The sequence below is a fragment of the Daquilactobacillus linshuiensis genome (assembly GCF_052828685.1).
On record NZ_CM128255.1, the window covers coordinates 990,371 to 1,015,008 of the forward strand.

Annotated in this window: 29 protein-coding genes; all 29 read right to left on the reverse strand. The window is 31.9% G+C overall.

The annotated features are described in order from the left end of the window. Position 1: 1 nt before the first annotated feature. The 29 genes from mutS to ACUV9F_RS05430 all read right to left on the reverse strand — a co-directional run bounded on the left by mutS (position 2) and on the right by ACUV9F_RS05430 (position 24,626). Positions 2-2,572 (reverse strand): DNA mismatch repair protein MutS, encoded by a 2,571-nt coding sequence (gene mutS, locus ACUV9F_RS05290; RefSeq protein WP_446183287.1) that lies wholly within the window; start codon positions 2,570-2,572, stop codon positions 2-4. A gap of 12 nt (positions 2,573-2,584) precedes the next feature. Then, entirely contained in the window at positions 2,585-3,349 is a 765-nt protein-coding gene (locus ACUV9F_RS05295) for a TIGR00282 family metallophosphoesterase (RefSeq protein WP_446183288.1), read from the reverse strand. Positions 3,350-3,486: 137 nt separating this feature from the next. Continuing rightward, positions 3,487-5,115 (reverse strand): chaperonin GroEL, encoded by a 1,629-nt coding sequence (gene groL, locus ACUV9F_RS05300; protein ID WP_446183289.1) that lies wholly within the window; start codon positions 5,113-5,115, stop codon positions 3,487-3,489. Between the two features lie 19 nt (positions 5,116-5,134). Continuing rightward, the gene (gene groES, locus ACUV9F_RS05305; protein ID WP_446183290.1) at positions 5,135-5,419 is read right to left on the reverse strand and encodes a co-chaperone GroES; all 285 of its coding nucleotides are present in this window, start codon (positions 5,417-5,419) and stop codon (positions 5,135-5,137) included. 549 nt (positions 5,420-5,968) lie between these two features. Further along, positions 5,969-6,421: a hypothetical protein gene (locus ACUV9F_RS05310; protein WP_446183291.1), complete on the reverse strand. Its 453-nt coding sequence runs from the start codon at positions 6,419-6,421 to the stop codon at positions 5,969-5,971. 13 nt (positions 6,422-6,434) lie between these two features. Continuing rightward, a complete protein-coding gene (locus tag ACUV9F_RS05315; protein ID WP_446183292.1) occupies positions 6,435-7,889 on the reverse strand; it encodes a T7SS effector LXG polymorphic toxin in 1,455 nt (484 codons plus the stop codon). 14 nt (positions 7,890-7,903) lie between these two features. Further along, positions 7,904-8,242, reverse strand: coding sequence for a DUF3958 family protein (locus tag ACUV9F_RS05320; RefSeq protein WP_446183293.1), 339 nt, complete (start codon positions 8,240-8,242; stop codon positions 7,904-7,906). Positions 8,243-8,250: 8 nt separating this feature from the next. Next, positions 8,251-8,532 carry a TIGR04197 family type VII secretion effector gene (locus ACUV9F_RS05325; protein ID WP_446183294.1) on the reverse strand — a complete coding sequence of 94 codons (282 nt, stop codon included), beginning with the start codon at positions 8,530-8,532 and terminating at the stop codon, positions 8,251-8,253. A gap of 196 nt (positions 8,533-8,728) precedes the next feature. Further along, a complete protein-coding gene (locus tag ACUV9F_RS05330; protein ID WP_446183295.1) occupies positions 8,729-9,292 on the reverse strand; it encodes a PBECR4 domain-containing protein in 564 nt (187 codons plus the stop codon). Positions 9,293-9,740: 448 nt separating this feature from the next. Next, positions 9,741-10,700, reverse strand: coding sequence for a peptidoglycan recognition protein family protein (locus ACUV9F_RS05335; protein WP_446183296.1), 960 nt, complete (start codon positions 10,698-10,700; stop codon positions 9,741-9,743). Between the two features lie 12 nt (positions 10,701-10,712). Further along, a complete protein-coding gene (locus tag ACUV9F_RS05340) occupies positions 10,713-11,018 on the reverse strand; it encodes a hypothetical protein (protein WP_446183297.1) in 306 nt (101 codons plus the stop codon). Between the two features lie 47 nt (positions 11,019-11,065). After that, on the reverse strand, positions 11,066-11,194 hold the full coding sequence (locus ACUV9F_RS05345) for an XkdX family protein (RefSeq protein ID WP_446183298.1): 129 nt from the start codon (positions 11,192-11,194) through the stop codon (positions 11,066-11,068). Beyond that, complete coding sequence (locus ACUV9F_RS05350) at positions 11,194-11,535, reverse strand: hypothetical protein (protein ID WP_446183299.1); 342 nt, start codon at positions 11,533-11,535, stop codon at positions 11,194-11,196. Before ACUV9F_RS05350 ends, ACUV9F_RS05345 begins: the two co-directional genes overlap by 1 nt. A 16-nt stretch (positions 11,536-11,551) precedes the next feature. Further along, entirely contained in the window at positions 11,552-12,736 is a 1,185-nt protein-coding gene (locus ACUV9F_RS05355; RefSeq protein ID WP_446183300.1) for a BppU family phage baseplate upper protein, read from the reverse strand. A gap of 15 nt (positions 12,737-12,751) precedes the next feature. Beyond that, positions 12,752-14,623: a phage tail spike protein gene (locus tag ACUV9F_RS05360; protein WP_446183301.1), complete on the reverse strand. Its 1,872-nt coding sequence runs from the start codon at positions 14,621-14,623 to the stop codon at positions 12,752-12,754. A 1-nt stretch (position 14,624) separates the two neighbouring features. After that, entirely contained in the window at positions 14,625-16,079 is a 1,455-nt protein-coding gene (locus ACUV9F_RS05365; RefSeq protein WP_446183302.1) for a distal tail protein Dit, read from the reverse strand. After that, positions 16,079-19,132, reverse strand: coding sequence for a tape measure protein (locus ACUV9F_RS05370; protein ID WP_446183303.1), 3,054 nt, complete (start codon positions 19,130-19,132; stop codon positions 16,079-16,081). The genes ACUV9F_RS05365 and ACUV9F_RS05370 overlap by 1 nt, the downstream gene beginning before the upstream one ends. After that, complete coding sequence (locus tag ACUV9F_RS05375; protein WP_446183304.1) at positions 19,125-19,715, reverse strand: Gp15 family bacteriophage protein; 591 nt, start codon at positions 19,713-19,715, stop codon at positions 19,125-19,127. Before ACUV9F_RS05375 ends, ACUV9F_RS05370 begins: the two co-directional genes overlap by 8 nt. Positions 19,716-19,723: 8 nt before the next feature. After that, positions 19,724-20,200, reverse strand: a complete 477-nt coding sequence (locus ACUV9F_RS05380; RefSeq protein ID WP_446183305.1) for a hypothetical protein — start codon at positions 20,198-20,200, stop codon at positions 19,724-19,726. Positions 20,201-20,340: 140 nt separating this feature from the next. Then, a complete protein-coding gene (locus tag ACUV9F_RS05385) occupies positions 20,341-20,796 on the reverse strand; it encodes a phage tail tube protein (RefSeq protein WP_446183306.1) in 456 nt (151 codons plus the stop codon). Positions 20,797-20,808: 12 nt separating this feature from the next. Further along, the gene (locus ACUV9F_RS05390) at positions 20,809-21,201 is read right to left on the reverse strand and encodes a minor capsid protein (protein ID WP_446183307.1); all 393 of its coding nucleotides are present in this window, start codon (positions 21,199-21,201) and stop codon (positions 20,809-20,811) included. Then, entirely contained in the window at positions 21,201-21,524 is a 324-nt protein-coding gene (locus ACUV9F_RS05395) for a minor capsid protein (protein ID WP_446183308.1), read from the reverse strand. The genes ACUV9F_RS05390 and ACUV9F_RS05395 overlap by 1 nt, the downstream gene beginning before the upstream one ends. Continuing rightward, complete coding sequence (locus ACUV9F_RS05400) at positions 21,521-21,871, reverse strand: putative minor capsid protein (protein WP_446183309.1); 351 nt, start codon at positions 21,869-21,871, stop codon at positions 21,521-21,523. Before ACUV9F_RS05400 ends, ACUV9F_RS05395 begins: the two co-directional genes overlap by 4 nt. Continuing rightward, positions 21,864-22,274, reverse strand: a complete 411-nt coding sequence (locus tag ACUV9F_RS05405) for a head-tail connector protein (RefSeq protein WP_446183310.1) — start codon at positions 22,272-22,274, stop codon at positions 21,864-21,866. The genes ACUV9F_RS05400 and ACUV9F_RS05405 overlap by 8 nt, the downstream gene beginning before the upstream one ends. Positions 22,275-22,281: 7 nt before the next feature. After that, positions 22,282-22,518, reverse strand: a complete 237-nt coding sequence (locus tag ACUV9F_RS05410; protein ID WP_446183311.1) for a hypothetical protein — start codon at positions 22,516-22,518, stop codon at positions 22,282-22,284. Between the two features lie 77 nt (positions 22,519-22,595). After that, positions 22,596-23,489: a phage capsid protein gene (locus ACUV9F_RS05415; RefSeq protein WP_446183312.1), complete on the reverse strand. Its 894-nt coding sequence runs from the start codon at positions 23,487-23,489 to the stop codon at positions 22,596-22,598. Positions 23,490-23,508: 19 nt separating this feature from the next. After that, positions 23,509-24,072: a phage scaffolding protein gene (locus ACUV9F_RS05420; RefSeq protein ID WP_446183313.1), complete on the reverse strand. Its 564-nt coding sequence runs from the start codon at positions 24,070-24,072 to the stop codon at positions 23,509-23,511. Between the two features lie 102 nt (positions 24,073-24,174). Then, positions 24,175-24,360 carry a hypothetical protein gene (locus ACUV9F_RS05425; RefSeq protein WP_446183314.1) on the reverse strand — a complete coding sequence of 62 codons (186 nt, stop codon included), beginning with the start codon at positions 24,358-24,360 and terminating at the stop codon, positions 24,175-24,177. Positions 24,361-24,416: 56 nt separating this feature from the next. After that, entirely contained in the window at positions 24,417-24,626 is a 210-nt protein-coding gene (locus tag ACUV9F_RS05430; RefSeq protein WP_446183315.1) for a hypothetical protein, read from the reverse strand. Positions 24,627-24,638 lie beyond the last annotated feature (12 nt).

Consider the following 24,638-nt stretch of genomic DNA (forward strand, 5'->3'; position numbering starts at 1 on the left):
ACTATTTAAGCTCCTTTTGCCATTTATACAATAGATTCATTGCATCCATTGGAGTTATATCCATCAAATTAGTGTTTTTTAATTCACTAGTAATCTCATTTTCTTCATTAAACAGTGATAACTGTAAATCTTGCTCTTTAATAGTTGATCCATCTATATTTTTTTTGGAAACTTGCTTTTCATCATAAGCATTGCTTTTTGATTCTAAATTCTGCAAAACTTCTTCGGCCCGAACTAATACTTGTGAAGGTAGTCCAGCAAGCTTGGCAACATGTATTCCATAAGATTGATCTGCTGGTCCTGGTAATACTTTATGTAAAAACACTAAATTTCCATTTTCTTCAGTAGCATTTACATGAACATTTTTTACACCTGTAAATTTCTTATCTAACTCGGTTAATTCATGATAATGAGTTGAAAATAGAGTTTTTGCTTGAACATCTTTTTCTATATATTCAATAATTGATTGTGCTAATGCCATACCATCATAGGTAGCAGTACCGCGTCCAATCTCATCAAATACTAATAAACTATTTTTAGTAGCATTTTTTAAAGCATCATTTGCTTCTTTCATTTCGACCATAAAAGTGCTATCACCAGAAATCAAGTCATCTGCTGCACCTATTCTAGTAAAAATATGATCAAAAATTGGTAATACTGCTGATTCTGCTGGTATGAAACTTCCAACTTGAGACATTATAACTGTTAAAGCCATTTGACGCATGTATGTGCTTTTTCCAGACATATTCGGACCGGTGATAAGCATAACATTGTCATCTTTTTCCATTTTTATATCATTTGGAATATATTTATTTTGTCCAATAACTTTTTCAACAACTGGATGACGACCATTAACAATATTAATAGTTCTATCTGAGGAAAAAGTAGGTCTTATCAAATGATATTCTTCACCAATAGTCGCAAAACTTTGTAAAATATCTAATTCAGATATCTTTAAAGCAAGATTTTGGAGTTTTACTATATCATCCTTAATTTTCTCTCTAAGCTCCGTAAATAATTGATACTCTAAAGAACTTGACTTTTCCTCTGCTTCTAAAATAATTCTTTCTTTTTCTTTCAATTCAGGTGTTACATATCTTTCAGCATTAGTTAATGTTTGCTTTCTTTCATATCTGCCTTCAGGTAAATTTGCAACATTAGCTTTTGTAACTTCAATATAATATCCAAAAACTTTGTTATATCCTATTTTCAAACTATGAATTCCTGTTTCTTCTTGTTCTTTTGCTTGCATATCTGCAATCCATTTTTTTCCATTTTTAGAAGCATCACGATACTTATCAAGCTGAGAATTGAATCCATCTTTAATAACACCACCGTCTTTAACGGATAGTGGTGTATCTTCGTTTATTGCACTATCGATTAGAGAATATATATCCGTACAGTTTTCTAAAGAGTTAGCAAAATCATTAAACTCTTTGGTATCTAAATCTCTTAAAATTTCTTGTATCAAAGGAACTTGTCTTAATGACGTCTTTAATTGTAATAAATCTCGGCCATTAACGTTTCCATATGCAATTCTTCCTGCGAGTCTTTCCAAATCATACACTTTTGTTAAATAATCTTGTAAACTTGATCGCTGAAAAAAATTATCCATTAATATTTGTACTTTATCTTGTCGTTTCACCAGTTCTTCTTTACTTAAAATAGGTCTGGCAATCCACTGTTTAAGTAAGCGAGAACCCATCGCCGTTTTGGTCTCATCAAGAAGCCATAACAAAGAACCATATTTTTTTCCAGTTCTCAATGACTTAAATAGCTCTAAATTATCCTGTGCAGAATAGTCTAGTTGTAAATAAGAATTAGTCTCGTAACTTTGAGCGATTTTCAGATGTGAAAGACTTCTTTTTTGCGTATCTACCAAATATGAAACTAAATATTGAGTTGCTTTTATTTCTGATTCATTTTCAAGTTCTTGAATGACATAGTTAACTTCAGATGTATCTTTTATTTCATCGATAAATGTTATAAGTATACCAAGCTTTTTCATTGACTCTTCAAGTTTAACATCTTGAAAATTCATAACAGATTCTTTGGTATTTAAAGTCAACAATTCGTTAATGACCTCATCTGTATTTTTAATATGTGTTGCCTTTAACTCACCAGTTGAAAGATCAGCGTATGTAATAGCATAGTCATTCTCACCTTTTACAACTGAAGTAATATAATTATTATCACTACTATTTTCGGATTTAACATCCATGACTGTACCAGGAGTAACAACTTTAATTACTTCTCTTTTTACAGTTGTCCCTTCAGCATCAGAAGGATTTTCTACTTGCTCACAAATTGCGACTTTATACCCATGTTCAACTAATATTTGTATATATGTATCAGCGGCATGATACGGAACTCCACACATTGGAATTGGATCATCAGCATTTTTATTTCTTGCAGTTAGTGTTAATTCAAGAATTTGTGATCCTTTTATTGCGTCTTCTTGAAATAATTCGTAGAAGTCACCGACTCTGTAAAATAAAAATGCATCTTTATATTTATTTTTAATTTCATAGTATTGCTGCATCATTGGTGTATCTTTTGTTTTTTGAGGCATTTTTCCACCTTATTAAGATCTAATATAGTTTGCTTTTATTGTATTTTTATTTTCATTTATATCAACAATTACGTAATTTAATTGCATTCGACCATCTTCTTCTACATCGAATTTTTCAGGCCGTTGTGTCAAAAATCTATTAATCACTCTTTGACTTTTAACACCCAAAATACCATCCATTGAACCTGTCATTCCAACATCAGTTATATAGGCCGTACCTTTAGGGAAAATCTGTGCATCATTGGTTTGAACATGTGTATGTGTTCCTACAACTACTTGTGCTCGGCCATCTGTATATCGACCAAAGGCAATTTTTTCACTAGTAGTTTCTGCATGAAAATCAATAAATATTTTTTCATCTTTATGTTCACTATAAAACTTGTCAAATACATAAAAAGGATTATCAATAGGTTGCATCATAGCCGTACCTTGCATATTTAATACAGTTATTTTATCACCATTAATATTAATAGTCTTGTATCCATTACCTGGTACATTTCCCGGGTAATTAAGTGGTCTAAGCATATTTTCTTTTTTGTCAATAAAATCAAGAACCTCTCTTTTATCCCAGACATGATTTCCTGAAGTTACAATATCTGCTCCACTATTTAATATATTTTTAAAATCTACTTCCTTAATTCCTTTTCCTGCATTAGAATTTTCACCATTTACTATCGTTAGTTGCGGTTTCAAGTCTGATTTAAGTTCTTTTAAGTATGTATTCAAAGCTTTTATTCCAATACTTCCAACAACATCACCTACAAATAATATACGCATGATCTACCTCTTTTTGTAATACTGCTATTGTATCAATTTTTAATCTATAGCGCGACTAGCCAAAATTATTTTTTAATAAACAAAAAAACAATCAACCATAGTTGATTGATTGTTTTAAAGTTCTTTAAAAAACTTTATTACATCATGCCACCCATTCCAGCAGTTGGATCTGCTGGTGCAGCTGATGCTTTATTTTCTTCTAGCTTATCAGCAACTACTGCTTCTGTAGTTAATAATAATGCAGCAACACTTGCAGCGTTTTGTAATGCTGAACGTGTAACTTTTGTTGGGTCAATGATTCCAGCTTTAATCATATTTTCCCAAACACCAGTAGCAGCATTATAACCAATTTCATTTTCTTCATTTTTCATGTGTTCTACTATGACTGAACCTTCTAGTCCAGCATTTGTTGCAATTTGTCTTACAGGCTCTTCCAATGCTCGTAAAACAATATTAATACCTGTTTGAACATCGCCTTCATCTTTTAGTTGTGCAACAGCACTTATAACGTTCATCAAGGCTGTTCCACCACCAGCTACATAGCCTTCTTCAACTGCGGCACGTGTAGCATTTAATGCATCTTCAATACGGTACTTACGTTCTTTTAGTTCAGTTTCTGTTGCAGCACCAACTTTGATTACGGCAACACCACCTGAAAGTTTTGCAAGTCTTTCTTGAAGTTTTTCTTTATCAAAGTCAGAAGTTGTCTCTACAATTTGTTTCTTAATCATTTCAACACGTTCAGAAATAGCATTCTTATCACCATTTCCTTCAACAATTGTTGTATTGTCTTTAGTTACTGTAACTCTTCCAGCTTGTCCCAATTGTTCAAGTTTAACATCTTTTAATTCTAGACCTAAATCACTTGTAATAACTGTAGCACCAGTAAGAGTAGCAATATCTTCAAGCAGAGCTTTACGGCGATCACCAAATCCGGGTGCTTTAACAGCTACAACATTAAATGTCCCACGTATCTTATTTAATACAAGTGTTGGTAGTGCTTCACCGTCAACATCATCAGCTATTATCAATAATGACTTACCTTGTTGAACAATTTCTTGAAGCATTGGTAAAATATCTTGGATATTAGAAATTTTCTTATCAGTAATTAATAAGTATGGGTTTTCAAGGTCGGCTTCCATCTTATCATTATCAGTAACCATATATTGTGATAAGTATCCACGATCAAATTGCATACCTTCAACTACATCAAGGCTAGTATCAATACCTTTTGATTCTTCAATTGTAATAACTCCATCGTTACCAACTTTATCCATAGCATCAGCAATTAATTTACCAACTTCTTGACTTGCTGATGATACAGAAGCAACTTGAGCAATTTCATCTTTATTTGAAACATTATGTGAAATTTTGTGAAGCTCTTCTACAGCAGCATTGGTAGCTTTTTCAATACCTGTTCTAATTCCTACTGGATTAGCTCCTGCTGTGACATTTTTCATTCCTTCACGAATAATAGCTTGAGCTAAAACTGTGGCTGTTGTTGTACCATCACCGGCAACATCATTAGTCTTTGAAGCGACTTCTGAAACTAATTTAGCTCCCATATTTTCAAAATGATCTTCAAGTTCAATAGCTTTAGCAATTGTAACACCATCGTTTGTAATTTCTGGGCTACCAAATGATTGTTCCAAAACTACATTTCTTCCCTTAGGACCCATTGTTGTTTTGACTGTGTCAGCTAATTGATCGACACCCTTAAGCATTTTTGCTCTAGCATCTTCAGAAAATTTTATTTCTTTAACCATATTTTACACTTCCCTTTTATTATTCAACAATTGCAATGATATCTTTTTCATGCATTACTAAATACTCTTTATCTTCATCTTTAACTTCTGTACCGGCATATTTATCAAATAATACTTTGTCGCCAGCTTTTACTGTCATAGATAGCTTTGTTCCATCTTGGGAAATCGCACCATCACCAACTGATACTACAACACCGGTTTGTGGTTTTTCTTTGGCATTACTTGCAAGTACAATGCCACCCACTGTTTTTTCATCTTCAGAGTCTACTGTAAGAATTACTCTATCACCTAATGGTTTTAACACGTTAATCCCTCCAAAAAAATATTTTTTAGCACTCTTAAGTTCTTTGTGCTAATTACAAAGATAATAATAACATTTTGAACCACGAGTGCAAGTGATTTGTATAAAAAAACATTTACTTTTTCAGTAAATGTCTTTTTATACTATAAACGTTCGCTTAGTTTCTTACCTAGTTCTTCAAATCCAGGCTTTCCAAGAAGAGCAAACATATTTTTCTTATATCCAATATGATTTTAGATAACATCAATCAATAGCAAACCTTAATCTATAAGTATTTAGCAAGTAACATATCTTTCATTTATTTCATATTCAGACGTCACTCGGAACCATTACCGGAACCAAAAAGTTACATATATTTTTTATATTATTTTTGCGTAATTATATATAGGAGGTAATTATGTATAAAACTATTTATTCTATTATAATTAAGATTTACATTAGACATTTTGCAACAGTAAAACAATTGTTAGAATTTCACGAAGAGATTAGTGATCGATATTATCATCTTTAAGTCTTTAGTTCAGTAACTCTTCTTATATAGAGTCATTAAAACTATCTCAATTCCCATTTTTCATAAAGTTCTTTAATAACCTTAAAATACATTTTCATGCCTTTTTTCTTTATCTTAAGTTCTTTTGAATTTGGTTTTAATCCTGACATATATACATCCTTTGAATTATTATTCCCAATGTTATATGACGAATCACTATTACTAAAAGTAATATAATTCTGACTGTCTGATACACTAATAAATTTAACTCCACGTCCACCATGCAACACCTCGAAGTCTACACCATTATCTTTTAAAATCTCTCTCTGCATATCACCACTATTATCAATAGACTTAATAAGTCCTTTTCTAGTCTTATTAAAACTAGTAGGATCACTCCTATATGCAAAATAAAAAGCATTTCTTTGTCTGAATTCATGATAATAAAATCCATAAATTAATATACATACTAAAAAAGCAAATATAATAATCTTCTTCATTATTTTTCCATTCATAATACAATAATCCCTACTTGTTAAAATCTTTCAAAAAATAATTCCACATGTCATTATTTTTCTTGTCTAGTTTATCCTTATGGCTCAAATTATACTTCCATTTGTTAAATGCTAATTTCAAATTACCTGCATCATCTATGCTATCAAAAACTCTATTATGTAAATTATTTTTTCCACCATAATTTTTTGCTAACTCATTTGCTCTATTTGTTCCATTTGAAAGTGATGCAAAATACTTATTTAATATATCTAAAACATTACCTTTTCCTGGTCCCCTTTTTTTAAGATTTAAAGAATCAACATCCGCCATATAATCTTTTCTGTCAAATGATCCCGATGCAATATCTCCTCTAAATGTTGCTGCTTCATCTATTCTGTCATAAGATCCCCTAGAAGTTCTGTTAATCGTTTCATTATCTGTATTTAAAAAAGAGAATGTAGAAGTGGTTCCGATATCTGCAATAGTCTTCCCAGAATTATTGTTTGTAATGACTGATAAGCAAGCCATTAAATGACCAAAATCATATTTCTTACTAACATATGGATAATATTCTTTATCTTTATTTGTTATCATTTTATTAATTTCATGATTTGAAAATCCCATATTTTTAAGTATTTTTTCCAAATCATTAGTTCCAGGATTATTAGCAGCTGTTCCCCAAACAAAATTTCCTTGATATCCTGCAGCCGAAGCCAAAAGACTAAAATAAAAGTGATTTTCTTCATCTTGATTCATATGATGTTTCTTGGCATAATCATGAACCTTATTTTGCATTTTTATAATTAATTTAGCAATCTCTTTACTAATACCAAAATTTTTTTCTAATTCTTCTATCTGTTCTTCTTTAGAACTCTTCCAATTATCATTAATACTCTTTGTCCAACTTAAATCCATTCCCTCTGTTGAAAATGTACCAGTCTTAGGATTAAATCCTGAATGTGCTGATAGTTGTTGAAAACCTCTAGATAAACTACTTAATAAATTCTCTACTGATTCAAAACTATTATGAGTTTCTGAGTCATAATCATATAAATCTTGTATCTTCTTTTTTAATTGTTTTTCTATTTCTTGGTATATCTCAATAGAACTCTTAGACATTGGATTAGGTAGTGCGTCATTTAAAGCTCTTGTATTTGAAATTTGTCTTTGAACTTTACTTATATGTTGATTTTCTCTGTCTTCATCTACAGTTACTGTAGCTACATCACTTCTATATTTTGAAACGTAATGTTTGTTTTTCTTTATCACTTCTTCACATACTTCAACTATCCCCTTAGCTAAAGGTATATGAATTTGTCTTACAAAGTTCTTTGCGGAACTATATGTCTTACCTTGTAATTCTTCATCGTTAACAAACTTATTTAAAGCTTTAATTGATGAATCCATTGCTTCAATTATTTTATTACAATATCTAATACTTGATTCTGACTGCTCTTCAGCACTATCAATTACATATCTTAGTCCCATTTATATACTTCCCCTTAGTATAATTTACGTCTTTGTGAGATTAATTCTTCTGACTTATTATTTAAGCTATTCTTCTTACTTCTTAAATCATTATCTTTGTCTTCTAATAATTGTTCAGTTTTCTTTTGTCTTTGTTCTAGTTCTAAACTCATATCATTTAACCAAGTACCTAATTTTTCATCTCGATAAAAATCAGTTTGTATATCATTCATTGTTGCCCTAGATTGAGTTAAATTATTAAAGTTATCTTCTTGAAGATTTTGGTTCTTATGTATTTCATCTTCAATATCAAATCTTTTATTTTCTATGTCTTTAAGTTCATTATTAATTGAATCGATTTTACTATCTGTCATGATTACGCCTACTTAATCTTTTCAAATAATTTCTTTGTGTCCTTATCAGTTACTTCAAAATTATCAGCAACAGACTTAATATCTTTCATCACTTGTTTAACAGCTAATTCATATTTAGAGACAAAACCAACTACATCATCTATTGTATTACTAGCAGTTTTTACTACAGATACATTAGTTGTGCTATCTTGGTCTATTGAGTTACCCTTTATCCCACTTAAGTCAGTAATTGATTCCCCAATACCATTAGCTAATTGACTAGCTACATGTTTATCACTTTTTATAACCATATTAATTTCCCCACTCATTAATATTTTAAATTTGGTTTATTATCTCATAACCTTAGACATAATAAAATTAACCTTAGCAATAGTTGATTGTGACAAATAAAAAAAAGCCCACTACCTACCTGAATTTAATCAAGTAAGCAGTGAGCTTTTTTAGTAATTATTCATAATAAATCTTTTATTTAAAAAATAAATACCACTATAACCACTCAGTAGATTTTATTCTAGTTCTTCTTCTGCCATTATATGAATTATTCAATGGCTCAACGTGCAAAGTTGTTGGTATAAATGTATCCCTACCATTAGCTTTCCTTAAGCCGAGAATAACAGTATCTTTTTTTCTATTATTTAAAAATACAATATCAAGATTTTGTCTGTTGGGTTTCATTTCTCTTGTATAAACAAAGGCAGATATATCTTGATCAACAAAAATTCTATGCATAAAATTATAAGAAAGCATTCTTTGAGAAGCTTCATGCCATTTTGGATGCCTTTTTACTTTTTCCTTTGTCAAAGAACCACTTTCAACAGCAGATATTAATTTTGTAGCTCTACTATTTCTCAACTTATGCCATCCCATTAAGTGAGGTAAATCATTATCATTAAAAGATACAATAAATGTACTAAGTAAATTATAATTAGTAGTAATTTTAATTGATCTACCAGAAAAGAAATTACGGTAATCTACTAATATTCTATAAAAATCAATATCATTTTCCTTATCAATAATGATAGGAACTTCTTTGTCAAATTGATTTTCCAATGTTCTTCTCCTCCAAATAAAAAACCGATGCCAGAAAAACTGGCACCGGCATTTTATATAGCACAGGAATAGATCAGTCTCTACTCAGAACTAGGGGTGAAATAAGCTTTCACCTGGCAACATAGTGTGCTATCTACTACACTAAATAAAAAAAGCAAAGCTAAGCAAGGCCACTCAATGACTTGCTCATCTACTATATTAGCAACATTGTTTTAAAAATGCAACACATTAAGAATACTTACATATCAGCATTTATAACCAATATTCTTGTGGAAAACACAAAATATTTTTCTTAAATTACTAACTTTAAAATTGGTAAAAAACCTATTTAACAGTATTTATCATACATGAAATTGTGGATAACTTTTTATAAATTATAATTTATAAATTTCTTTAAAATAAAAAGAGGCCTAACTACATTAAGTAGCTAGACCTCTTTTTAATGTTTCTATAATTTTAACAATGTATCCGCGTTGAACCAAATCATGCCATATTTTCCATAATTAACTCCTACGCCATTTGTTGCAGGGTCATATGAATCAATTGTACCTGTATTCCAAGGACTATCAAATTTAACCATTGCACCTTTACCAACATTGTCATTATCTCCACCATCAGTTCTAGTTACGATTGCTAAGGGAATACCGTTATTATCCCAGTTCACATCACGTCCACCTGCTAATTCATAATTAACGAATTGCCAGCAACCTCTCCAGTACCTGACTTCATCTACCCTTATAGGTTTATTGATTGTATACCAGTTTCCAGCATTCTTAAATTGTTGGATTGATGATGAATTATTAGGGTGATAATTTCCGTTCTCAGGTAATCCTGTCTTTAAGTCTTGAGCGAACTGAGCTTTACTAATTCCGTGACTTGCTAAATATCCGTATGGATCTTGATGATCACCCCAGACATTATCGGATACCCATTTATGACCAACAATTCCGTATCCAGTATCTAGATTAGTTGATATACCGTATGTACGTGCTGAATCTCTCAAAAGATTAACGTATACCGCATAATCAATATTGAACTGTGCTTGACTATAGGTTCTTGCCAACTCTACTTGAACTGGTGCGTTAGCATTAGCCCATGAACCAGCACCCCAACTTACATTTCCATCACGTCCAACTTTGTAAACATGCCCACCATCACCTACTATGTATTGAACGAATGCTTGATTACTTAACCAAGTACGCTTTTCAAATATTGCATTATTACGAGCTGGAGCATAAGTTCCTGTATCGTGCGCAATAATTAATCTGTTGTATGGAATTTGATATGTTCCTTCATTTCCATTCAATGCATATGTGTAGTCAACACTATATGCACTTGCTACATTTGTTAAAACCAACAAAAAAATCGCCATTAAGGCGACTACTAATTTACTTATTTTATTTTTCAATATATATTCCTCCTATTTAACTAACTTCATTAAGAAATCTAAAACCAAAGCAGCTAAACCGCTCGCTCCAAAAATCATTCCAAACATTTTAACTTGATTTGTTTTTCCTAATTTTTTTAATTCGTAATCTCTCTGTTCGGCATTAGAATTTCTTTTAATAATCTCTTTTAAAATGTCATTGTTTTGAGTTCTCAAATATTCGTTTGATTGATCTACTCTTTGAAGACCATCTCTTAAATTTTGACTAAGCTCTTTAACATCATGTTCAAGAGTTTTAATTCTTCCTGTATGACTTTCTACCTCTTTTTCTAAATTCAAGTTAATCTCCTAACAAATAGACTAGCTACTAAATATCAGTAGCTAGTCTATTTTGATTTTTCTTTTAAAATTTCTTGTTTTTCCTCTTCTGTAATCATTCCAGAAGATACGAATGTATCTAAGTCTGATTCGGAATATAGACCCATTTCAAAATAACTTTTAATATATTCAAACATTATTTATTACCTCCAATTTTAGCAATTTGTAGCAATACATTAGCATTGAATTTATCTTGAGCTACCTTTTGAGTAGCTTGGTTTAATGTTAGTTTAGCAATTGCTTTATCTACTTCACTTGGTTCAGGTGCTTCTGGTTCAGGTTCTGGATGAGCTTTTAAATACTCTTCTTCTGATACACCTTTCCAATCATCTGCAGCAGGATCATACGTATATGGTTCATATCCCACTTCAGTTCTTGGGGCTTTAAGAGTTGCATTTTCTGGTAACTCTTCTGTTTCTAAAATCTTACATTCTGAGAATATTAAATTCTCATCATAAAAATATATTAATTTTTCCAATTTATTTCTCCTAGATTTAGATTGAATATGAAAAACTTCCGAATACTGCTTTCTGATCATCGTCGTTTGTTATCACAATATCACCTTTGACAGTAATTACTAATACGGCCTGAGATGACATGCTGTTATGTCCCAACGTAAATGGTGTATTAACTTTTGGTGCGTACTTTGAATCAATCTTGTAGCAAGTAACAGCAGCACTTTTAGGTATCTTCGTATCAAAAGTTAATGTTATGGATTTTTCACCAACTATAGTTAAATGGCAGCTTTGAGTAGCTCCATTAATTGGCTTTAAATCGATTTTTTTAATAAAATCATTTGCCATAATGGGGCTATTCCAAGGGCTCCATACGGAATTTTCCCCTGAATAACTTCTAATATATTCTGTTCCTCGTTGAGTAGCGCAGAAATAGTGTTGCTCTATCCAATTACCATTAGCAATTACAAGTAAATCACCCCATGTTTTAGTACTACCAAGCGGTGCATTAGCACCATTGCTACCATTTACATGGTATATCCCTGACTTCGTAATTGTATTCCAATCTGTTGTACTATCAATAGTTCCTACATTTTGATTTAAATACTTCTTATCTGATTCATTTTTATGGTTTTCAAAATCTATAGTTTCAACATAATTATCTAAATCTGAACTTTTGGCATACGTTTTTAAATCATCTTGAGTCACAAAATTCACATCTTTTAATTTATTTGAAATTTCTTCAAGTTTATCTTTTAATTCTTTGATTTCAGTATCCAAACCAGCTTTGCCAGAATCAAATATATCTTGAAGTTTTTTTAAATACTCATTATATTTATCAACCAATTCATCAGCGTGTTTGCTATTTGAGTCCGAATTTTGAAATACCTGAATATTAAAATCAGATGTAGAAATTTGACCATCTGATGTATAAAAAACAAAATATGCTCTTTTAAATGCTCCAGCAACTGAGCTTGCAGTTTTGGGAAAAGTAAATTCAAACTCATTTTTTTGAAAATCAGATAGTTCTTTAATTACTAACTCACTATTACTATTTGTCCCTCTAAATTCAGCTTTATTAAACTTAGATAGGTCAGCAGTCTCTCCATTATCGAAAATACTTACATTGATATTTAATATATTTCCGTCACCCATTCTAATTTTTACAATGGGATTAAATATTGTTTGATTATTTAAATCTAATTTAATTACGGTTTCACTCATGTATTTCTCCTTTCATTACTTTATTGTTATAAATTTTGCTTTCGATAAATCTACTGCATCTGTTGAGTATGATTTACTCTCGAATGAATATCGCCCAGCTTGAGGAACTCCCGCAGCCCATACTGAACCATCAGGTCTAACCTCCAACATTCCCGGAATTGGGTTATTGCCAACTAAATTACCAAAAATATATCTATTAATTTTAGTCCTCATTTTAGTATCAGGAATATCAAATATATGTACATAGTTTGGAAAAGAAGCTTGAGGTAGCACAATCACTCCACTAATCCAAACTTTTCTAAAATGTTTTTCTAAACTTAAAACATAGCTACCGTCTGCATTCGACGATTTATAATAAATTGGTCCCGCACTATCAATATCTTCAGCAGTTAATTGACCTGTCGTATTTCTGCTACTCAAATTGTTAATCAAAGTCAATCCATCTGCTGTTAAAGACATTGAAGTTAAAACTTTACCGCTTGAATCTTTTAAAGTCTGTTGAAACCCCTGATTATATAATTGAACTTCACCTGAAAGTCCATCAGCTCCATTTCCTAAAACTTCTTTATAATCAATTTTAAATGCACCATTTTCAATTATGGAAGTTCCTACGGCTTGGGTTCCACCACCTTCATCATATTTAAACTCGTTAACCATTTTAGAACCTTTAACTGTTGAAGAACTCATTGTTGAATTATTAATCGTTACACCATTTAAATTATTTAAAATATCTTTGATATTTTGGTCTACATTAGAAGTTAACTTTGAATAGTCACCTAAAGTACCAGTATCTTGTCCTTTTTGAGTATAACAATTGGTTACTGATTCAACTCTAGCGGATAAATAAATAGGCGGATTGAAGTTGTTATGAGCTATCTGCACATAATCTCCAATGTCCGCCTTGATATCTAATAAGTTAGCTTCGTATGTTTCGTTCGGGTGATTAACTTTTTGAAGTTGAGTAATAGTACGTTTCAAAAGTTCCTGTGGGTCTTTAGTGTCATATGAATATATGCCAACTATATACCCATTTGTTTCTTTTGGATTGTTGGGGTCATAACCTGAATATCTAGACCACTGTTGATGATTAACTCTATCCATTAAATACTCTGAGCCATATGGGCTAAAGAACTGTCCATCATCATAATTAATATCTTTAAAAGTAATTGGTGCTTCATTAGTTTTTCCATCTGTGGATTCAGGTTGAGAACCATAGCCAATTAGTGCTGTTTTTAAATCAGCAATACTGCCTTTACTGTTTAAAGATATTAAGTTTTGACTGTCCACAAATCGTTGTGAAATAGCTTTTGAACCTATTTTCTTATAAATGTTAATTTCTTGTTTCGTAATTAAGTTTCCATTTAATTCAATAGTAAAATCAACTTCTGCACCATCAAATTGATTAGCAATATCGCCTAATCGTTTTAAAGAAGTATCGCTCTGACCTTCGAATTTCAATGCTCTAGTTAAATCTGAAACTTCATTAATTCCAACAGTCCACCCGGTATCAAATAGTAGATGGTTTTCTAAATACCATTTAATGTCGTGTGGTTGACCTGTGAAGTCCCATTTATCAGCAGTTTCATTTAACAAATCAAGTCCAACATCTTCAGCATGCCAATCAGTTTCAGTATCATCTCCATCAAACTCAATTAATGTATACATCTTTGTTTTTTCGTATTTATCTTTAAAAACAATATAATTACCATATTTTAAGAATTTAGCGTCGGGGTGATTCTGTGGAACAGTGAAATCATACGTTGAAACAACTGTATTGTTTGAAATTACAATATTCTGTTTGTCATTATAGATTGGCAAGCTGTCTTTAGAATCAGTACTTGGATTACAAAGTACGTGCATATCTCTTGAAAATATAAACCAATTCAAATTAAAGCCACCTTTCTCTAAATTCTACTGATACCTTTGGAATTTTAGCCCAATCAGAATTAATTATTTTTAATTCATTTTCGCCAACATCTGCTAGTAGTGGTTGAGAGCCAATATCCACTCTATCCCAATCAGTTAATTCATTAATTTTAAGTTGATTACTTTCACTATCAAGCGTTAAAACATCACCATTTTGAAAGAAATTAGGAATGTTATTAAAATCAGTGAAATTTTTTCTGAAATTCCAGTTAATAATTCCCATTATTTCAATGGGTGAGTAATCTTTCCATTTAAGAAAACTGAAAGATACGTAGTAAGCTTTTGACTCAGCTAATTCATTGCAAATAAAGGTCATAGGCTTTAAATTGAACCAAGCAAATGTGAATTGATTACCTGATTTAATTATTTTAGCGTGACCTTCAAACCCTTTAGGCATATTGGGTATTACTTGGTTAAAATAGCTCTTACCATTTATATCAAATCTAACAGTAGTGTCAGTCGTTAAAGTGGTTAAATTATTAAAAGCCATTGAAGCTAATGCTCTACCGCTTTCATCATGAATAGTAGCGGTCATTTCTCCCAATTGGTTTAGATTAGTTGGTCTAAAAGCTGAATGCCATCTAAACTCAAAGTCCTTAGACCCTTCTTTTTTCGATGAATCAGCTGGCAATTTAAATGTTATTGACGGACCATGTGGACCTTCATAGGAATCATCACCAAATCCATCAGCGAATAATTGCTTCCATTGATTAGTTCCAATAGTTCCACCTAACTTTAAATTGCCCTGTTCCGGAGGTATTACTTCAAAATTAGGCTTGTTAATTTCACCTTGATTTGAAGTAGGCATTGGGTCACCTTTTACTAATTCTTCTGAATTATCAAAATATGTTCCATCCACTTCTTGCGGATTACCAATCTGATAAAACCTGTTACCAAGAGTTAACCCGAGAAATCCATTATCAGATAACATTTCAGCACTAACCTTGATTGGTGTTTTATCAGTTCCGTTATTAAAAAATTTAACGGTATTAGTTGGTGAACTAGAATTGCTAAAATTATCAACTTTAGTTGATTGTGCAGCGTGAGAATGTGAATCTGTTACTAACCAATTAATAGTACCTTTTCCAGAATTTCTTAATTCGTCAAAATCTATGCTTCCTGTTGGAATTGCAAAAAATATTCTGTCAGTTTGATCTTCAAATACTAATTCTTTTTCTTCACTAACATTTAATATTTTTGCAAGCTTATCAATTGTATCGAGATTTTTATTAAGCATAATAAATGGCATTTTAATTGTTTTAGACTCAATAGTAGAATCTAGAAGAATACTTCCGCTATTATTACCAACTTTTTGAACAGTATTCGTTCTATCGGAAATTATATCTCTACTAAAACCCCAAACGACATTTAAATACTTACTTAAATCATATCCATTAAAGAACACTTTGAAAGCCACTATCTTTGTCCTCCAAGTCTTAAATTCATCTTCTTGCTTCTATTTAACTCGCTTTGCATTACCTCTCCAGCACCTCTAAATATTGATTTATTATCAACTTCGACAGATACATTTAATTCAATAGGACTATCTAACTCATTGCTTCCATTATTTTCAGTTGAAACTTTATCAAATTTTTGATAATTATTAACAACTGAATTTGTTGGTCTAGCGGACGTGTTTATTCCTGAGAAAGTTTCGGGAGTTATTCCAGCAAATGCAAAATTTGGCATACTTTTACTTGCCATCATTGTTCTTGCTGAGTTTGCTAAATTACTCATTGCAGAAACTGGACTAGTCGATTCTTGACCTGGTCCTTCTCCTGCACCGTTATCAATTGATGGTATTTCTAAGCTAAAACCGAGTTTTTTCTTAATACTTCCACCGATATTCTTTACACCATTAATCGCATTTTTTATTCCGTTGATAATTCCATCAATGATACCTTTAGCTGCTTGAATTGGTGCAACCATAGCACTTTTAATGGAATTAAATGTACTACTTACACTTCCAATAACTGATCGTATTCCATTAATTACACTTTTTATACCATTAATAGCTATTGTTATAACTGATTTAATACCATTCCATATAGAAGAAGCCACACTTTTTATTCCATTCCAAACAGAACTCCAAATACCACGAATTCCATTTAGAACGGAAGAAACAACTGCTCTAATTCCATTCATCACCGAAGTTATTACCTTATTAATACCGTTCCAAATAGTTGTGGCAATTCCTTTTATCGAATTCCAAACGGCAGTCCAGTTACCTTGAATTGCAGCAGTTACCACATTAATAATTCCTGCTAGAACATTAATTGCGGTTGAGATTGCAGTAACTATAATATTCCAAATGGTTGTTACTACAGCAACGATTGAATTCCAAATAACTGACCAAATACCTACAATAACGTTTAAGACCGTCTGAATTATAACCATAATGACATTAATCGCAGTACTTATTACAGTCTGAAGCATATTCCAAATGGTGGTTGCTATAGTTACAATTGTTGTCCAAACAAAAGTGAAATAAGCAACTAGTCCAGACCATATGGCTGTAGCGACAGTTACAATTGATTGCCATAAAATGGCAAAAAATGCTACTAACCCTGACCACATTACCTGAACCGTTTGAATTATAGGCGTCATGAATGTAACAATTCCCTGCCAGATTGACATTGAAATATTTACTATACTTTGCCATAATCCACTAAAAAATGAAGAAATAGTAATCCAAACACTAGTGATTGTCGTTATTAATGAATTGAAATATGATACAAATGCAGACCATATTACTTTTGCAATCGATACAATACCGTTCCACAACGTTGAAAAGAACGAACTTAATGCTGACCATAAGTTCATAAAAGCATCTACTATTGGTTGAATAGATGTAAGAAAACTTTGCCAGTATGGCATCATCGCCTGAACTATACCGTTCCATAAATTACTAAAAAAGGTAGTGATTCCATTCCAAACATTTTGTATTCCAGTAACTATTCCAGAAAAGAAGGAAACAACGCCACTCCATGCATTTTTAAAGCCATTAATTACAGATTTAATGTAATCAACATATCCATTCCATATATCATTTGCTGCTTTAGCTATTTTCTTAAATAGTTGAGATAAGAAAGAAGCAGTCTTATTCCATGCGTTTTGAATAGCTTTAGTAACATCTTCAACTATCTTTTTGCCAGTTTTTGTTTGAGTAAAAAACCATACTAAAGCTGCAACAAGTGCCATAATTCCAATGATAATCCATGTTGTAGGACTTAATGATTGAGCTACATTTAATGCTTCTTGTGCTAAAGCAGCAAGTTTGCTTTCTTTACTCATGTTAGCTAATGCTGTCTTTAATAAGTCAGTGTCTCCCGCTAGTTGAGATACAACTTTGCCAACGGTCATTGCAGCTTTAAGTCCCGAAAATGCTGTTTTGGCAGTTCTAACTACTTTTAAGGCAACAGCAAAACTTCCAATTCCTACTACTAATGGTTCTAACCAATCTTTATTTTTTTGAACAAAGCTTACTAAACCTTTTATAGTATTAATTATAGGTGGTATGGTCTGAGTTACTTTTGCGTTTATAGAAGTAAAAGCAGTATTAATGACATCTTTCATATTATTGAACGATTCGGCTATTCCAGGTAATCCCGCATTGTTCAATCCATCATCAATTGCAGTTAAGGTATTGGCTAAACCTTTTTTAATAGAATTAGACATATTGGTAAACGATGTACCAATACCTGCCGAATTCTTTCTTGCCATTTTTGCAAATCCACCTACTCCACCATCAAGTTTTACAAATCTATCATTTAATTGATCAATAGTAATCTCGCCGCTTTGCAACTTATTATATAAATCCATTTTGGCTGATTTACCTGTTAGTCCAAATGACTTGGCAACTTTGTCTAATGATGATGGCATAGTTTCCATTAAAGTACGCCACGACATCATATCGACTTTTCCAGACGATAACATTTGAGTATATTGAACCATTCCACGGCTTGCATCGGCAGAGCTTGCACCACTCGCTAAGAATGCGTCATTCAATGCTAAAGCAGCTTTTGCACCTGATGTTGCACTACCAGTTAGCGTTGCGAATTGTTGTGATGATGAAGTGATTTCATCTAAAGATGTTGGTAAACCATCAATTCCTTTGTTTAAAAGTTTCATTGATTTATTAGTATCTTTTGCTGAATAACCAAGTGCTTTCATAACAACAGGATAGCGATTTAAAGTATCAAACCTTTGTACTGCGCCGGCAACATTACTTTTTAATACATTAAAAGCGGCGCTAGCAACTTTTACTACTCCCATTGAAGCTGCCATATCCATAATTGAAACTCTGGCTTTTCCACCACTGCGAGCAGTCTCGTCAAGACTTTTATTAATACCATCTGTACCTTTAGTTTTACTCAAACCATTAAATACAGATTCTAAATCTTTAGCAGTTTTAATAGCTTTATTACCATCAGCCTCAATAGTAATTCTAACCGTTCCATCATTAGCCATAATCTTCTCCTCCTTCCTCTATTTCTTGGTTTGGTAATCTATATGTTTTTTTTAGCTCTCTCATTCGAGCTTTTTCTTTTTTATCCTTGATATCTTTTAAATCGGTCCCTCTAATATCAATGATTTTTCTCATCATTGTATCTTCCGGAAGTGCATTTAACATTGCAGAAAATTTGACCCAATGAAGTTTTCCTTGTTGATCTATTAAGTCAATTCCATAAGCTTGCATAAAAGCCGCATAAATATATTTGGAATCAAAAGAAAAGGAAATGAGTTGTTCATTCTCATTTCCTTTTTTAGTTGGCATTGGATTACCTTCAATATCGTATTTCTGACTTTCAACCGGTTCTATGTTTATCAGTTTGATTACTTGCTCAACAGCAGATTTCTTTTCTAATTCAGAATTAGCTGTAAAATCAATGATCATTAAATCTATAAAAGTGTCGATTCTGTCAATGACTGTCATTTCTTTATCATTCAAATAATCAAGTGCATCTAGAACATTATCGAAGGACATGTCTACTGAATATTTTTTGTTGTTAATTTTAATAAAATCTTCAAGTGGGTCGTTCAACCTGAACATCTAACCACCTACTTGTTTTGTTTTTTCTTTTTATTAATCAAAGCATTTGCTTTTTTCTTGTCTGATTTTTTCTTAGATTCTTTATTATCTTCCTCTAACTGTTTTGTAGCAGCCTCAGACATATCATCTAACAATGGAATTAACTTTCTAAGACTTAATCCTGCATCTACAAATTTTTGATATGATCCTTCTCCAAAAAGTTCATCATAATTAGTTTTTACAAACTCAGTTACTCCTTTAACTGCTTCTTCAATTTTTTCAACATTGTCTTCTGAAAGTTCTTCATTAATTGCTGGATATTTCTTTGATATATCTTTTGTTTTTTCGTTTATTTCATTAGCTTTATTCATCAACTCTATCAATGAATTTTCATCTGTTTTTAAAAAGACTTGCACTAGTTTTGTTGAACCATTCATTTGCTCGACTTCAACATTGAAAGGTATACCTTCTTGTTGAGCTTTAAAATTTAAAGTTTTAATTGTCATAATATTTCTCCTAATCTTATTATTAAAAATAAAAAGCCCTAACACCTTTTCAAAGTGTCAGGGCTAAAATGAATAACCCCTATTCAGCAGTAATAATTGCACCATCTTTTGTAGCAGTAACTACCACATTTTGGGGATCATTAGGGTGTTGTTGTTGCAGGAGTTTCAGTTGGTGTTTGTGTGTAATCAATATGACCTTCTAAGTCTTCGTAATCAGTTGCATCACCCGAACCGGCTTTAGGTTCCATGACCATTGCTGGTCCTTCAACAATAGTTCCGTCAGTTTCAATGATTTTGTGCCAAACCATACGCTCTTCATCTGTTGTTTTACGACGCATTGAAGCAATCAACTTATGAGCAGGATCTGCAGAATCATATGTTCCTTCAAAGTTCCATTTTTCAGTACGTCCATTTAAAGTTGACTTCTTGTTTCCATCTCCTGCATAGTCACCATAATCATCTGTATCTTCATCAGAGTCATCTTCTAAAGTTGTAATCCAGTGAGCTAATGGCAAATAATCTGCTTCTTCCGGTTTTTTTTCATCACTTGTCCATGGTGCAATAAAGTGTTTTCTTTTAGCGTTTTTTTGACGCATGTCAAAGTCCTCCTATTTTTTAAACGTTGTTAAATCTGCTTGAATATTAAGCAGATAAATAAAAAAGTCCTGTTCATCTTCTCCAGATAAAAAGGGCTTATTTGATATTTCTATTCCTTGAAATTCGAAGCTAGAATCATCACTTAATAATTCTTCTAACCCTTCTAAATGAGTTTGAATTAACCATAGAGTTCTATTAGCTAATTTTTGATTTTTAGTTTTAATACCAATTTCATAATTTAAAGACTCATCTTTAACTCCATCGTAATATTTACGGTTAACCTTTCCTCCAGGTATTCCATACATAACGAGACTATCCGATTCGGTTAAATATCCAAGTTTCATGTGCATTGGTAATTCACTGATTCCATTAATGTTATCTTTTAACTTTTCCATAAAATCCATCAGAATTTAGCCCCTTTCTTAAATACTTCTACCCATTGTTTTCCATAAATCGATTTAGCTTTCTTGTCCCAATGATCGCTTCCACCTCGTGGATGTCTATACTTATTGGAATATTGACGGTGTGCATATGGTGTATCCCACACCAATTGAGAACTATTCCTTTCAATATGACCCGAATTACGTAAATATCCATCTCTTAATGGAACTTCATTGTTCATATCTGAAAGCATTTGATTTGCCAATGCGGTTTTTCCATATTGAATATTTCTGACTGAAAACTTCTCATTGATACCTGATAGATCAACCTTTATTTTTATTGTCATAATAAACTCAACTTAGTTTGATAAGGCTTATCGGTTTCTACATATAATGAATTTTTATAACCAACCAATTTATAATCATCGCCTTTATACTCAACCTTAGCTTTTAATAAACTATCATCAGCTACAAAATAATTTTCTGTAAAATCTGCAAAAGAAAAGACCGTAGCAGTTGCTACGATCTCTTTATTATTTTGACTTCCTGAATATTTATTTTCTATATTGACTCTGACATGATTAAGCTCTATCGGCCTATCTTTATAGATCGGATTATTATATTCATCAGTACCTTTAACTTTAAATATTTTAATATTATGGATTAACCACGATGAGTCTATTAGTTCAGTCATATTCAACACCTCGATATAAAAGACCAGTACCACTTAACTGATTTAACGCTTCTTGACTTACAGCTCTAGATACACCACTACTATTTGAAGAGGTAGTGTTACTAAACGTTTTTGAAACACTTGTACCATCAATTGATTGTGATACCGAATTAGGTTTATTGGCTACATCGTCAGCGGATGAAACACTTTGAGAATACATATACATTACTTGATATGCTAAAGCTAACTTATATGCATCTTTTCTAAACGTGTAGTCTTTTTCAAAATCATTAAATTGATAAAACCTTCGAGTTACAATCAATAATTGATCCATTGCTCTTTTATATAAATCATCAAAATTATTTTCATCAATATCAAATCCCATTTTTTTAAACTCAGCAAAAGTTAAATATGTAGTGTTCATTTTAGCTCTACCCTTCTGCTGGGACTTCAAATGCTGGAACATCTACTGAATCAGACGTTTGAGTTCCATCAGTGTAAGCAACTTTATAATCTCCAGTTGCAACTTTTGTACCAGCTGCAAGGCCAGTGATAGAAACTGTCTTTTCTCCAATTTTTCCTGTAAAGACAGCTTTACCTGCATTATCAAGAACTAATAGAGTTTGACCTGTACGATCAATTGCAGATATTGTTTTTTTTCTTGGCATGATCTTTCCTCCTACTTATTCTGTTATAATCGTTGCCCCATCTGCAGTAGCTGTTACCTCAACCTTACTTGGGGCTATTATTTTGACGCTGTACCAGTAATTACTTTAATAACTGCCTTTTTATTAGCAGGCAAAATAAATTCTCCAGCCTTTCCAGCTCCCTGGAATGCTACACCGTCAAAGTCTTGTGCCTCGATAGTTCTAGCTGTATTAATGCCAGTAAATTGACGTCCAACTCCTGTAATTGAAGTGTATGCAATTTCTCCATCTTGAAATTTATCTTCAGGAACTTCTTTAATTCTGAAACCTTTAAAATTCAAAATACCGTTATTGTCGATATCAGCACTTGAATCTTTTGATTTAGTTGTTAATGGGTGGTCAACAATTGCGTTATACAATTCAGGTTTAACCCATGCCATCTTTTGACCTACAGCTTCCATATTCACATATTTACTTGCCAGTGAATTGAACAACGCTAGCACTGAATCCGCTGTAAAATCTTTAAGCTCTAATGCTTCGTTTGCAATGCTAGAAATGAATTTACCGCCATGATTATCAAACATTTGTACTTTAGCTTGTGCTTGAAGATCTGTTCTGTCAGCTATTGCTCCATTAAAGTCAGCATTCACCGTGTGTCTATCAATACCTTCATGAAATACCCATTCCCAACTATATTTAACATCAGTATCGCTATAAATCACTTCTGTTCTTTCACCAAATCTGTTTGAATTTGATGTACCCTTACCAAATGCAATATCTTTATCTTTGCTATATTTGCTTCCAACAACCACAGGTATATCATTAGTCTTAACAGAAAATGCCGTTTCGTTATTTGTTACTCCATCTAATGCTTGTAGATTATTTCCAAAAAATTCGCCAAAGTATGCTTGCTTAGCAAACACTGCTTGTAGCAAACTCATAAATTGTTTTTGATAACTTCTTACTGCTTGATTATTGTTTTCTCCTGCCATTCTTATGGCCTCCTATATTCTATTGATATTTAGCAACTTTTTCAGCGAATGGATCATTCGCACCATTACCATTTGAGGGTGGATTAGGATTGTCCAAAGTTGTGATGCTTGGTTTTCCTTTACCATCTTCTTTGCTTTGAAACAAAAATGATTTGTTCTCTTGAATATTCTTTAATTGCTCATCAAGACCAGTTAATTTTTCATTTTCAAATTTGATAGTGTCCTGATCTAGTAAAGGCAATACGGTTTTAACATCATGAGCACCGGCATCTCTTAATGCTAATTCAAGGGCAAATCCTTTCTGTGCCTCAGTCAATTTAGAACTGCTCTCATTTTCAAGTTGTTTGTTTGCATCTTGAAGTTCTTGGATTTTAGTTTGAAGACTCTCATTGTCTTTTGTACTTTCCTTCAATTCTTCAAGCTGCTTGCTAGATTGATTTACTTGCTCAGATAGTGTATCTTTTTCGGTTTTTAACGAAGTGATTTGACTATTCAAATCATTCACTGTTTTTCCGTGCAAACTCATAATCTTATCAACTTGTTCGTCAGATAATTCTAAATCTTTTAAATCTTCTCTTTTCATGCCTACTCTCCTAACGTTTATTTTTAACGTGCCACGAGACACGAAATTTCTGCATAAAAAATAAGCGGTTTAACGACGTGCTCAGGTCGAATTATTCAATTTTTAAAGTTTTATTTTTCCAATTTTATTTACTAAATCTTCAATCAAATGTAAATTTTCGTTGTTTGGATTAGTAAATATTTCTAATTCAATATTTACTTTCATTCTTTCTTTAACATCTGCTTGTAGACTAACAGAAGTTATGTCTAAACCTATTTGTTCTTTAGAACGCTTCTTTTTATTAAACATAATATTCTCCTTAATTTTGTGCACAAAAAAAGCACCTTACAAACGTAAGATGCTGTTTATTTTGTTTTAATTTGTTTAATTTCATCAATAAACAATTCAGTTAATTTATCAGTAGCGTTTAATACAATCATATTTCTATTATCATCAATATCTTCAGCAGGTATAACAGCTGAGACAATGCCACTGTAGCTTTTATTGTCTTTCGTAATAATATCAACATTTATTCCAGTATATTTAGCTTCATAGTCTAAAAACTCATTATCCATTTATTACATCTC